Origin of the sequence: Maribacter polysiphoniae (assembly GCF_003148665.1) — a bacterium.
In the GTDB taxonomy this organism is placed as follows: Bacteria; Bacteroidota; Bacteroidia; order Flavobacteriales; family Flavobacteriaceae; genus Maribacter_A; species Maribacter_A polysiphoniae.
Map to the genome: position 1 here is coordinate 23,535 of NZ_QGGQ01000015.1, position 12,142 is coordinate 35,676.

14 protein-coding genes are annotated in these 12,142 nt (G+C 40.6%); 11 read left to right on the forward strand and 3 right to left on the reverse strand.

Annotated elements, in window-relative coordinates:
- Positions 1-6 precede the first annotated feature (6 nt).
- Both LX92_RS20700 and LX92_RS20705 read right to left on the reverse strand, forming a co-directional pair.
- On the reverse strand, positions 7-1,290 hold the full coding sequence (locus tag LX92_RS20700; RefSeq protein ID WP_109654694.1) for a DUF2851 family protein: 1,284 nt from the start codon (positions 1,288-1,290) through the stop codon (positions 7-9).
- Between the two features lie 61 nt (positions 1,291-1,351).
- Positions 1,352-1,663 carry a rhodanese-like domain-containing protein gene (locus LX92_RS20705; protein WP_109654696.1) on the reverse strand — a complete coding sequence of 104 codons (312 nt, stop codon included), beginning with the start codon at positions 1,661-1,663 and terminating at the stop codon, positions 1,352-1,354.
- A 174-nt stretch (positions 1,664-1,837) separates the two neighbouring features.
- Between LX92_RS20705 and LX92_RS20710 the strand changes: the two genes are divergently transcribed.
- From LX92_RS20710 to LX92_RS20760, 11 genes are all read left to right on the forward strand, one after another.
- Positions 1,838-2,290, forward strand: a complete 453-nt coding sequence (locus LX92_RS20710; protein WP_109654699.1) for a MarR family winged helix-turn-helix transcriptional regulator — start codon at positions 1,838-1,840, stop codon at positions 2,288-2,290.
- Positions 2,291-2,316: 26 nt separating this feature from the next.
- Complete coding sequence (locus LX92_RS20715; RefSeq protein ID WP_109654701.1) at positions 2,317-2,895, forward strand: YceI family protein; 579 nt, start codon at positions 2,317-2,319, stop codon at positions 2,893-2,895.
- Between the two features lie 240 nt (positions 2,896-3,135).
- The gene (locus tag LX92_RS20720; RefSeq protein WP_109654703.1) at positions 3,136-4,533 is read left to right on the forward strand and encodes an anthranilate synthase component I family protein; all 1,398 of its coding nucleotides are present in this window, start codon (positions 3,136-3,138) and stop codon (positions 4,531-4,533) included.
- A 22-nt stretch (positions 4,534-4,555) separates the two neighbouring features.
- A complete protein-coding gene (locus tag LX92_RS20725; RefSeq protein WP_109654705.1) occupies positions 4,556-5,125 on the forward strand; it encodes an anthranilate synthase component II in 570 nt (189 codons plus the stop codon).
- A gap of 28 nt (positions 5,126-5,153) precedes the next feature.
- Entirely contained in the window at positions 5,154-6,146 is a 993-nt protein-coding gene (gene trpD / locus LX92_RS20730; RefSeq protein ID WP_109654707.1) for an anthranilate phosphoribosyltransferase, read from the forward strand.
- Between the two features lie 11 nt (positions 6,147-6,157).
- Positions 6,158-6,940 (forward strand): indole-3-glycerol phosphate synthase TrpC, encoded by a 783-nt coding sequence (trpC, locus tag LX92_RS20735; protein ID WP_109654709.1) that lies wholly within the window; start codon positions 6,158-6,160, stop codon positions 6,938-6,940.
- 9 nt (positions 6,941-6,949) lie between these two features.
- Positions 6,950-7,612, forward strand: coding sequence for a phosphoribosylanthranilate isomerase (locus LX92_RS20740; RefSeq protein ID WP_109654711.1), 663 nt, complete (start codon positions 6,950-6,952; stop codon positions 7,610-7,612).
- Positions 7,609-8,790 carry a tryptophan synthase subunit beta gene (gene trpB, locus LX92_RS20745; protein ID WP_109654713.1) on the forward strand — a complete coding sequence of 394 codons (1,182 nt, stop codon included), beginning with the start codon at positions 7,609-7,611 and terminating at the stop codon, positions 8,788-8,790. Before LX92_RS20740 ends, trpB begins: the two co-directional genes overlap by 4 nt.
- A 50-nt stretch (positions 8,791-8,840) precedes the next feature.
- On the forward strand, positions 8,841-9,602 hold the full coding sequence (gene trpA / locus LX92_RS20750; protein WP_109654833.1) for a tryptophan synthase subunit alpha: 762 nt from the start codon (positions 8,841-8,843) through the stop codon (positions 9,600-9,602).
- 3 nt (positions 9,603-9,605) lie between these two features.
- The gene (locus tag LX92_RS20755; protein WP_109654715.1) at positions 9,606-9,830 is read left to right on the forward strand and encodes a hypothetical protein; all 225 of its coding nucleotides are present in this window, start codon (positions 9,606-9,608) and stop codon (positions 9,828-9,830) included.
- 37 nt (positions 9,831-9,867) lie between these two features.
- Entirely contained in the window at positions 9,868-11,364 is a 1,497-nt protein-coding gene (locus LX92_RS20760) for a M20/M25/M40 family metallo-hydrolase (protein ID WP_109654717.1), read from the forward strand.
- An 82-nt stretch (positions 11,365-11,446) separates the two neighbouring features.
- Here the strand turns inward: LX92_RS20760 and LX92_RS20765 are convergent, their stop codons facing one another.
- Positions 11,447-12,118, reverse strand: coding sequence for a tetratricopeptide repeat protein (locus tag LX92_RS20765; RefSeq protein ID WP_170117914.1), 672 nt, complete (start codon positions 12,116-12,118; stop codon positions 11,447-11,449).
- Positions 12,119-12,142: the final 24 nt, after the last annotated feature.

Here is a 12,142-nt window from a genome sequence, read left to right on the forward strand (position 1 = left end):
TTAAAATTAAATATTTCCGTGCAATAAACTACTACCTATTACACATTGAAGACATTTATTTTTTGTACAATAAGCCTTGTAGAGTTGTAATACCGCTTGACTATCGAAAGCCGTTTTCATTTCCAATCCAAGTACATTGAATTTTTTCAACACCGCGTTATCCTCTTTCTTTATCTGCGCTATTATTTTAAAAATAGCGGTAATGACATCTTTACCCCTATGGCGCCCATAACAAAATTTCAATGGGAGGACCGTATTCATAATCAAAAGGTCGATAAATGGCCTTGTCAACTTCTTCGTACTCTTTTTTGATACTTTCCCAAAAGTAAAATGATCATCCCAATACCGGCTCGCCGAAACCTCAAAAATAGTGTACAGTTCCTCCAGGTCATTGGCAGTCATCAGCTTTTGAAAAAGATTCTCGTGCCTTTCATACAAATTAGCGATTTGTGAAAGCCTAAGGGTAGGGAAATTGGACGGACGAAGTTTAAAGTATTCCGGACTCTGGACGCTTTCTTGGACAAGGCCGAACTTTGTTCTTAAATAGGTATACTCTTCCCGTAAAGCAATCAAATAGCCATCCATTGAATCTTGATGATCCAACAATCCCCCCAAACCGAAAAGAACACTCTCTAATTGATGTGTATTACCCCGTAGCTTTCTAACAATTGAAAAATCCAAAGCTTGGGCAATGCTCAAGAATGATTGTCCGTTTATATTCAATCCGAAATTCTTGAGTAGTAAATTGAATGTCACTTTTTCCCAGTCATTTTTAGAATCTTCCAAAAGGGACTGAACCAAAGTGGACTTCTGTTCCAAACGCTCAATATAGAGTCGCTCGAGCCAATTACCCAATGTAAATCCATCGATGTTGGAAATGTCATTTTCGCAGTTGATGAATTTTGTCGAACGTTTATCGAACAAGCGCCGGTAGTTGACCAAAAGATCTTCGGACACGTACTTCCTCAACTCCAGGGTAGGGATTATGGTACGATCCTTTCTGTATATTTCCATATCATCATACCAAACAACATGCAAAATGATATTGTCATAATTGGTATCCTCTTCATGGTGGTGTGCATACCAGTCCGATGCGTTGATATGCACTTCCACATTGCCTGCCCAAAGTTGTCCGCCGATACGTATTTTGGCATTAAAGAAATCGGGACCTGAAAGATGGTTATGCAACCCCGTGTCCACAATGACCAGAGATTCCTTTTGGTTCGTAACCAACTCTTGCAATGGCAGCTTTTTGTATTTCCAGACAAAATGAAGTAAATCCTCCCGCATAGCCCTAAAATAAAAAATCCCGCAAAAATGCGGGACTTTTTTATAGAATTATTTAGGTCTTTTAGCGAACAACCTCCCCTTCCCAGGCCATAATTCCGCCCTGAAGGTTAAATGCTTTCTTAAATCCCATACCCTTCATTATGTTGCATGCTTGTCCGCTCCTAGCACCTGATCTGCAATAGACATAATAACTTTTGGACTTATCCAATTTTTCCAGTTCCGAAACAAATTGTTGTCCTAAATAGATATCAATATTACTGGCATCCGGAATAAAGCCTTGTTGAAATTCAGCCGGTGTCCGAACATCCAATACAAATGCATTATCATCAGCTTTCAGCTGCTCTACCCATTCTTTCTGCGATAAATCTGCCATTTTCTTAAATTTTAGGATGCAAAAATAATGTATTTAAACAAAATAGAAATAGAAATACGCCGAATACATTGGCCTTACGGATTCATTTCTTCTTTTTAACAGAAATTTATACCATAGACGCTATTCCAAATCAAACAAATCAATTACATTTGTATATACAAATATTGTAAGTACATGAATGTAGAGGAGCGTATTAAAACATCGGAGGAAATTCCATTGGAACGAAGGACGATCATTCATATTATGTTGGTCGCAAACGGCATAAACGAAAAATTGGCCATTGCCCTTAAACCCTTTGACATTTCTATCCAACAATTCAATGTCTTAAGGATTTTAAGGGGGCAAAATGGCAAACCCGCCAATCTTAGCACCTTGAACAAAAGAATGGTCTCAAAAATGAGCAATACCACCCGTTTGGTCGATAAACTTATTTTGAAAGGATATGTTGAAAGGCACACCTGTCCTTCAAATCGAAGGAAGGTGGAAATAAATATCACATCAAAAGGCTTGGATCGACTTTTAAAGATGGATGATGTCGTTTCGAAGACAGAAACCGAAATGTTGGATCAATTTTCAGAGCATGAACTGAAACAATTGAACCTTTTATTAAATCAATTTAAATCATAATTATTAACAATTCAAAGCAACAACAAATGAAAAAGAATGTATTAGCATTGACCTTAGCCGTAGTATTTGGCTTTACAGCATCAGCAACCGAACCCAAAAACGAGGAAAAGAAAGAGGTGAAAACCGATGAAAGCTCAGTCGCTTGGAAAGCCTACAAAGTAACCGGGTCACATAACGGAACGGTTGATTTAAAAAGTGGCGCATTAGTATTCGACGAAGGCAAACTCATTGGAGGGGAATTCACCGTTGATATGACTTCCTTGGTCAGTACCGATTTAGAGGGGGAATATAAAGGTAAATTGGAAGGCCATTTGAAATCGGACGATTTCTTTGGTGTCGAAAAACACCCCACATCAACATTGGTATTCACGAAAGTAGTGCCAAATGGTAAAAATTCCTATGAAGTAACCGGGGACCTAACCATAAAAGGGTTTACCAAACCAGTGACCTTTGACGTATCCATATATGGTAGCAAAGCCACTGCCACCATGAAAATCGATAGGGCCGAATACGATGTGCGTTACGGTTCAGGCAGCTTTTTCGATAATTTAGGGGATAAAACAATTTACGATGAATTTGATCTTGTTGTAGATTTGGTATTTTAATAAACTTGACCTCACAAGTGAAACTCCGGCTGTTTTTATAACATCCGGAGTTTTTTTTACAAAAAACGTATTTGATGTTTAAAAAATCATTTCTATATTTGATGCAATGAAAAATAACATAACAAATACTTGGTGGTGGAGTAACTTACGGAAAACGTCGTGAGCGAAGCATCATTGTAGTAAAACTATATATAAGGCTTGTCTATCACGACAAGCCTTTTTTAATTCTATAAACTGATCATGGACTACCAATTTAAATCACATCATAAAAAAATCCTAGCAGATACCATTACCCCTGTCAGTGTTTATTTAAAGATACGGGACCGATTTCCGAACAGTATTCTTTTGGAAAGTAGTGACTATCATGCCAACCACAACAGTTTTTCCTATATCTGTTGCAACCCCATTGCATCGATCAAGATTGAGAATGAAACCATTGTGGAGCAATTTCCCGACGGCAAAATCACGACGAAGCATATCGACCCTGAAACCGATGTGGCACAGACCATACATGATTTCAGTCTAAAATTCCAAGCCGATGAAAATTCGTTCAAGTTCATAAACAATGGTTTGTTTGGCTATATGGCCTATGATGCGATACGGTATTTTGAGGACATCAACATCAGCAAAAAAGAAGATGCACTGAATATCCCTGACATATATTATGCTGTTTACCAAAACATCATCGCAATCAACCATTTTAAGAATGAGGCGTACATCTTTGCCCATTGTTATGAAAAGGAAAGTAATATTGCGGAAATTGAACAAATCCTAAATGTCAAGAACTTTGCGTCCTATAACTTCAACAAAGAAGGGGAACCTACTTCAAACCTTAAGGATGAAGAATATAAAGCGCATGTTGACTTGGCTAAAAAACATTGCCAAAGGGGTGATGTTTTCCAACTGGTGCTGTCCAGAAGATTTTCACAAGGATTCAAAGGCGATGAATTCAATGTCTATAGGGCCCTTCGCTCTATAAACCCTTCCCCCTATCTGTTCTATTTTGATTATGGTGATTTCAAGATATTCGGAAGTTCCCCAGAGGCCCAATTGATCGTAAATGAAGGCAAGGCCGAAATACATCCCATAGCCGGCACCTTCAAAAGAACCGGTAATGATGAAAAAGATGCAGCATTGGCCAAAGAGTTGACCACTGATGACAAGGAAAACAGCGAGCATGTGATGTTGGTCGATTTGGCCAGAAACGATTTAAGTCGACACGGGAATATGGTACGTGTTGACAATTATAGGGAAGTACAGTTCTTTTCCCATGTAATCCATTTGGTATCCAAAGTAACCGGACAAAAGAAAAAGGATATCACCACCATGAAAGTCGTGGCCGACACCTTTCCGGCAGGGACATTAAGTGGCGCCCCAAAACATATGGCCATGCAACTCATAGAAAAATATGAAAGAACGAACAGGTCATACTATGGCGGTGCCATCGGTTTTATGGATTTCAAGGGAAACTTCAACCACGCCATAATGATCCGTACTTTCTTAAGTAAAAACCACCAGTTACATTACCAGGCGGGTGCAGGATTGGTAGCCGCCTCGAATCCCGAAAATGAATTACAGGAAACATATAACAAACTAGGAGCATTGACCAAGGCCTTGGAAATTGCGGAAACCATCTAAAATTTCCAAAATCAAGATGATTATGAAAAAAATATTGGTAATTGACAACTATGACAGCTTCACCTATAATCTAGTCCATTATCTAGAGGACCTGGATTGTGAAGTCATTGTAAAAAGAAACGACCAACTCACTTTGGAGGAGGTTGATGCCTACGATAAAATCGTTTTATCCCCAGGCCCGGGCATCCCGGATGAAGCAGGTTTACTTAAAGCGATTATCGCTAAATACGCCCCGACCAAGAGTATCTTTGGTGTTTGCCTTGGCCAACAGGCCATAGCCGAAGTATTCGGTGGCTCCTTGATAAACCTCGACGAGGTATACCACGGTATCGCCACAAATATAAAGGTGGTAAAGGATGATCTTTTGTTTAAGGGACTACCGAGGGAAATTGAAGTAGGCCGCTATCATTCCTGGGTGGTATCCCCGGATATCCCTGAGGTTTTGGAAGTAACCTCTATTGATGAAAACGGACAAATAATGTCAATACGACATAGGCATTTCGACGTATCCGCCGTACAATTCCACCCAGAATCCGTATTGACACCAAAAGGAAAAACCATTTTACAAAACTGGTTAACAGAAAAAGCATAAAATAGCTACTGGAACAAATTCAGCGTATATGAAAGATATTTTAAACAGACTGATCAATCACGACATCCTCGCCAAGGAGGATGCCAAAACAGTTTTGGTCAATATTGCCAAAGGAGAATATAATACAAGTCAGATCGCCGCTTTTTTAACGGTGTATATGATGCGAAGTATAACCATCGAGGAACTGGAAGGTTTTCGAAATGCACTTTTAGATTTATGCTTGGCCATTGACCTGTCCGAATACAACCCAATTGATTTATGTGGTACGGGTGGGGACGGCAAGGACACCTTCAACATCTCAACATTGGCTTCCTTCGTTACCGCTGGAGCCGGTGTACACGTTACCAAACATGGTAATTATGGGGTCTCTTCAAAATGTGGCAGTAGTAATGTCATGGAATTCCTCGGTATAAAATTCAGTAATGATGCCGATTTTCTAAAAAAATCCATCGATGAGGCAGGAATCTGTGTATTGCATGCCCCATTGTTTCACCCTGCCATGAAAAACGTGGCCCCAATCCGTAGGGAATTGGCTGTGAAAACCTTTTTCAATATGCTAGGGCCCATGGTCAACCCCGCTTTCCCCAAAAACCAGATGGTCGGGGTCTTTAATTTGGAGTTGGCCCGTATGTATGGTTACCTATACCAGAATACCGATAAAAACTTTACCGTATTGCATGCTTTGGATGGTTATGATGAAATTTCGTTGACCGGAGCCACAAAGACTATTTCCAACAATTCAGAAGGCATGTTACAACCCTCTGATTTTGGGGTCAAAGCCGTAAAACAAGAACAGATTGTAGGAGGGGAAACCATTGAACAATCGGCAAAAATATTTATCGACATCCTGGAAGGAAAAGGAACGGTAGCCCAGAACAATGTTGTCTGTGCAAATGCCGGAATCGCCATTGCCACAGTGAATGGCATTAGTCCAAAGGAAGGTTTTGGGAAGGCAATGGAATCATTATTGTCGGGCAAAGGATTGAAAGCCTTGAAAAAACTGCAAGCCTTAAGCGTTTAATAGATACGAAAATGAATATTCTCGATAAAATAGTTAAAGACAAACGGATTGAGGTAAATCTGCGAAAAGGGTTGATTCCCTTATCCCAACTGGAGGCCTCTGTCCTTTTTGATCGCGATTCCGTTTCTTTGGCCCATGCGCTACGGAATAGTAGAACAGGGATAATTGCGGAACACAAGCGGCGTTCTCCTTCCAAATCGGTCATAAATCAGGATTTGAATGTCCAGGATGTTGCAAAAGGCTATGAACAAGCAGGTGTTTGCGGCATGTCCGTGTTGACAGACGGCAAATATTTCGGAGGTTCCTTGGATGATTTGCTGCTGGCCCGGGCAGCTGTAAAAATGCCGTTGTTACGGAAAGAATTCATTATTGACACCTATCAAATAATCGAAGCAAAGGCCTATGGTGCCGATGTCATATTATTGATTGCGGCCATATTATCCAAAGCCGAAATAAAAAGGTTTTCCGAATTGGCCAAAAGTTTGGGCTTGGATGTCTTGTTGGAAGTACACAATGAGGAGGAACTACACAAATCCATCATGCCCAGTTTGGACATGTTGGGAGTAAACAATCGCAACCTAAAAACGTTCGAGGTCAGTTTGGAAACCAGTAAGGAATTATCTGAAATCATCCCTGATGATTTTGTAAAAGTATCGGAAAGTGGCATTAGCAGTATTGAAGCCATCAAGGAACTAAGACCCTATGGGTATCAAGGTTTCCTCATTGGTGAGAATTTTATGAAAACCGGGAATCCCGGCACAGGTGCAACTGAATTCATCAATGCCCTTAATTAATTACAAACAATGAGCCAATACCACAAAAACACAGACACTTCCAAAAGGGAACCCCTTAGGATAAAAGTCTGTGGTATGAATCTTAACACTGCTGAAGTTGGGGCTTTACAACCAGATTATTTGGGCTTTATTTTCTGGGAACCCTCAAAAAGGAATTTCACTGGCAAACCAGCGGTACTTCCCCATAGTATTAAAAAGGTCGGTGTTTTTGTCGATGCCTATATCGAAGAGATCATCGAAATGGTCAATACCCATCAACTTTTGGCAGTTCAATTACATGGTAAGGAGACCCCCGAATTCTGTCGTATGCTAAAAAGTGAATTGAAAGGGATCGATATCATCAAAGTGTTTTCTGTTAAAGAAACATTTGATTTTAAAGCACTTGAGCCTTTCGAATCGGTATGTGATTACTTCCTTTTCGACACTAAAGGTAAATTACCCGGTGGGAACGGCTATAAGTTCAATTGGCGTATTTTAAGGAATTACCCATCTAAAAAACCATATTTCCTAAGTGGCGGGATTGGTTTGGGGGATTTGGAATCGATCAAGGAATTTATAAAGCAACCCGAATCAAACCTTTGCCACGCCATTGATGTGAACAGCAAATTTGAAATTAAACCGGGCCTTAAGGACATCGGTACATTAAAAGAATTTATAAAGAAATTAAAATGAATTATAACGCAGACGAAAAAGGCTACTATGGCGAGTTTGGAGGGGCTTTTATACCCGAAATGCTATATCCCAATACTGAGGAATTACGCCAGAATTACATCCAGATCATGGAAGAACCTTCGTTCAAAAAGGAATTCGACCAGTTATTAAAGGATTATGTTGGGCGACCTACCCCATTATATCACGCAAAAAGACTTTCTGAAAAATACAACACAAAAATATATCTTAAAAGGGAAGATCTGTGCCATACAGGCGCCCATAAGGTAAACAATACCATTGGGCAGATACTCATGGCCAAAAAGTTGGGCAAAACCAGGATCATCGCCGAAACTGGTGCCGGCCAACATGGTGTTGCCACTGCCACGGTTTGTGCTTTAATGGGAATACAATGTGTAGTGTATATGGGTGAGATCGATATTGCACGACAAGCGCCGAATGTCGCCCGAATGAAAATGTTAGGTGCCGAAGTGCGCCCAGCATTATCAGGAAGTAGAACATTAAAGGATGCTACCAATGAGGCTATCCGCGATTGGATCAATAATCCGGTAGATACGCATTACATCATTGGCTCTGTGGTTGGACCACACCCCTACCCTGATATGGTGGCCCGATTTCAATCCGTGATTTCCAAAGAGATAAAATCACAGTTAAAAGAAAAAGAAGGGACTGAAAACCCCGATTATGTAGTGGCTTGCGTTGGTGGTGGCAGTAATGCCGCTGGTGCCTTTTATCATTATTTGGATAATCCCAATGTTGGAATCATAGCGGTAGAAGCCGCAGGTAAAGGCATCGACTCCGGCGAAAGTGCCGCTACTTCGGTCTTAGGGAAGGTCGGTATCATTCATGGTAGTAAAACCTTATTGATGCAAACCCCAGACGGACAAATAACAGAACCCTATTCCATATCAGCCGGACTCGATTACCCCGGTGTAGGTCCCATGCATGCCCATTTATACCGGTCTGGCCGCGGTGAGTTTGTTTCAATTACCGATGACGATGCCATGAAGGCTGGATTATTGTTATCGAAGTTGGAAGGTATTATCCCAGCCATCGAAAGCTCACATGCCCTGGCCCTATTAGAACATAAAACATTTAAACCGGACGATATCGTGGTTATAAACCTATCAGGTCGTGGAGATAAGGACCTCGATACGTATATCAACTACTTTAAGCTTTAGTCCTTTTTTTTGACGTTCCCACCCAAGTGGGAATGAAAAACTTACACAAGATGAACAGAATAAACCAAAAACTCGAAGAGGACAAAAAAATCCTTTCCATTTATTTTACCGCTGGATATCCAAAACTGAACGACACGGTGAAAATCATTCAAGATCTGGAAAAAAATGGTGTTGACCTGATCGAAATCGGATTGCCTTTTTCAGACCCACTGGCAGACGGACCTACCATTCAAAAAAGTTCAACGGCGGCTTTAAAAAACGGGATGCATACCGAATTACTTTTTGAACAGTTAAAGGATATTCGTAAAACGGTATCCATACCCTTGATCATTATGGGCTATTTTAATCCCATATTCCAGTATGGGGTCGAAGCCTTTTGTAAACGTTGTCAGGAAATTGGGATAGACGGACTCATTCTCCCCGATTTACCCCTAGATGTATACCTAAAGGATTATGAAGCCATTTTTGTAAAATACGGACTGGTCAATGTATTTCTTATAACGCCCCAAACCAGTGACAAACGCATTAAGCAGATTGATAATGCTTCCAACGGATTCATCTATATGGTAAGCTCGGCGAGCACAACAGGAGCCACAACCGGTTTTGGGGAAGAACAAAAAACCTATTTTGGGCGTATTGCGGCACTAAACCTCAACACCCCCCAAATTGTCGGGTTTGGAATCAATAATGCCGAAACATTTGACCAAGCGACCCAAACCACCGCAGGGGCCATTATCGGCTCAGCCTTTATCAAACATATAACCCAATTTGGGATTGACACAATCTCCGATTTTATTAAAACCATTCGCTAAACTATGGAATTCATCAACAATTGGAAACTTGTCATTTTGCTTTGCCTAACCTTAGGCTTGGCCCCTTTTTTTCCCGAACCCCATATTTGGGGTAAAATCCGTTGGATTACGGGTGGCGCAAACGGTATGGCCTTTATGGACTGGTTTGATGTGCTTTTGCATGGTTTTCCATTTATCCTTTTGATCCGACTGATTATTTTAAAGGTAATCGGCTTGTTGAAAAACTAGAAATGCCTACTTTTAAATTCTTATCCCAATAAAGAAAATGAAGAAAATTGTCGCCTTATTTCTAGTTTTGACCTCAGGGTATGCTATCGCCCAAAATGATGATGATTTAAAAACATATATCAGCCATACTATCAATGAATTACAGGAATTCGTAGCCATACCCAATGATGCTTTGGATCATGCGGATATCAACAGAAACCTGACCTGGCTGACCAAGAAGTTCAATGAAAGGGGATTTAACTCGAGTATTTTACCCACTACCGGGGAATCATTGTTCTTTGCGGCCTTACCCATGGAAGACAATAAACCCACCATTCTTTTTTATATGCATCTTGATGGGCAATCGGTTGACCCTGCCAAATGGGACCAACCCAACCCATATCACGTCGTGTTGAAATCAAAAGATGGTGATCAATGGAAGACACAACCTTTTGACAGCCTAACGAACAACCTTAATTATGACTGGCGGCTTTTTGGTCGTTCAACGTCGGATGACAAAGGTCCTATTGTTATGTTGTTGAACACCATTGATCTTTTGAAAAAAAATAATGTTTCCCTGCCTTTCAATGTCAAGGTGATCTTGGATAGTGAGGAGGAAAAAAGCAGTAAACCACTTCCCGAAGCGGTAAAGGAATACCGCGATTTGTTTAAAGCTGATTTCCTGGTCATTAATGATGGACCAGTACATGTATCCGGAAAACCTACCATTGTATACGGTTGTAGAGGCATCACCACACTTTCTTTGACCACCTATGGTCCCTTAAAACCACAACATAGTGGGCATTATGGCAATTACGCCCCCAATCCTGGTTTTCAATTGGCACAACTGTTGGCCAGTATGAAGGATGCAAATGGAAAAGTATTGATCAACGGCTATTATGACGGTATTACGTTGGATCCAACAACCATGGAAATTCTAAAAAATGTCCCCGATGATGCCACGACCATCAATAATAACCTATCGATAAAAACACCGGAACAAGTAGGTAGTTTTTATCAGGAGTCATTGCAGTACCCTTCTTTGAATATTCGTGGATTAAGTTCTGGATGGGTAGGTGAAAAAGCACGGACCATCATTCCAGAAAGTGCCACAGCCGAAATTGATATGCGCTTGGTACCTGAAACCGATGGAACGAAATTGAAGGGCCTTGTCAAGAAACATATCGAAAACCAAGGATTTTACATCATGGATAAGCTTCCCACCAAGGAGGATCGTATGGCACATGACAAAATCATCACTATCACTGAGGGCTCTGTAACCAATGCCTTCAGAACCGACCTGAATAATGCCTATGGGAATTTCTTGGTCGATGTTCTCAAAGAATCCTTTGGGGAGGATGTGGTTCAGATTCGGATTATGGGAGGAACGGTCCCCATTGGACCTTTTATCAATGAATTGAAGATTCCAGCTTTTATTGTCCCCATGGTAAACGCCGACAACAATCAGCACAGTCCCAATGAAAATCTAAAAATCGGTCAAATTGCCTATGGCATCAAAGCCTTTTATGGGATTTTAAGTACGGGAATGAATTGATTCATACAATCACAACAGTTGTGAAGGTTATGTTGTAACCAAGGAAACCTTACCATTTTGGGAAACAGCCATTTTATAGGGGCTATAATCCCGTAGCCAACATCTCCTTGGCCTTTTTTATATACTCTTGATGCAACTTATAGCTTGGTTTTGACATACCCACTGATTCGGTGGAAATGTCATTTAGGATGGTTCTTGCCTTTTCAGTTTGTCCGTTTCGGATATAAAATTTAGCCAGTCCCAAACGTTCTTGATACCTACTATAGGGAGCATTGAATTGCTCAAGGAGTGTTTCCGCCTTGGCGATGTCCCCCGTTTTTTCCAAAGCCAACCCATATAAGAACATGGCCTTTGACTTCTTAAATCTGGGAGAATCCTCAATGACCTTGATTTTTGCAATTACCTCTGCATATTGTTCGGAGTAATAAAGGGCCTCAATAAGATTCGAGATGGCATAATAATCCTTTTTAAAAGTTCCCTTTAGGGAAGACTTATAAAGTTCAATGGCCTTTTCATACTGTTCGGACCCAAGATAGGCATCCGCCAAAGCGACCCTATTCTCGAAGGTATCGGAAAAATCGAGCTTTTTCTCCAAATCCGCGATTTTCTTCGTTGGATTGATCACTGCGGTTAAGCCTTCTTGAACCTTCCCGATATCCTGCTTCTGAAAAACATACAAAAACAGATACAACAACGAACCCAAAAGGGGCAAAAACAAGATTACGAAATACCAATAAAACTGATTCTTATTCACAAAACAATGATAAAGACAATACCC

Coding starts and splice junctions, on each gene's coding strand:
- LX92_RS20715 (WP_109654701.1), top strand. CDS start 2,317: ATGAAAAAGAATGTATTAGCATTGACCTTAGCCGTAGTATTTGGCTTT.
- LX92_RS20725 (WP_109654705.1), top strand. CDS start 4,556: ATGAAAAAAATATTGGTAATTGACAACTATGACAGCTTCACCTATAAT.
- LX92_RS20740 (WP_109654711.1), top strand. CDS start 6,950: ATGAGCCAATACCACAAAAACACAGACACTTCCAAAAGGGAACCCCTT.
- trpB (WP_109654713.1), top strand. CDS start 7,609: ATGAATTATAACGCAGACGAAAAAGGCTACTATGGCGAGTTTGGAGGG.
- LX92_RS20720 (WP_109654703.1), top strand. CDS start 3,136: ATGGACTACCAATTTAAATCACATCATAAAAAAATCCTAGCAGATACC.
- LX92_RS20755 (WP_109654715.1), top strand. CDS start 9,606: ATGGAATTCATCAACAATTGGAAACTTGTCATTTTGCTTTGCCTAACC.
- LX92_RS20760 (WP_109654717.1), top strand. CDS start 9,868: ATGAAGAAAATTGTCGCCTTATTTCTAGTTTTGACCTCAGGGTATGCT.
- trpD (WP_109654707.1), top strand. CDS start 5,154: ATGAAAGATATTTTAAACAGACTGATCAATCACGACATCCTCGCCAAG.
- trpA (WP_109654833.1), top strand. CDS start 8,841: ATGAACAGAATAAACCAAAAACTCGAAGAGGACAAAAAAATCCTTTCC.
- trpC (WP_109654709.1), top strand. CDS start 6,158: ATGAATATTCTCGATAAAATAGTTAAAGACAAACGGATTGAGGTAAAT.
- LX92_RS20710 (WP_109654699.1), top strand. CDS start 1,838: ATGAATGTAGAGGAGCGTATTAAAACATCGGAGGAAATTCCATTGGAA.
- LX92_RS20705 (WP_109654696.1), bottom strand. CDS start 1,663: ATGGCAGATTTATCGCAGAAAGAATGGGTAGAGCAGCTGAAAGCTGAT.
- LX92_RS20700 (WP_109654694.1), bottom strand. CDS start 1,290: ATGCGGGAGGATTTACTTCATTTTGTCTGGAAATACAAAAAGCTGCCA.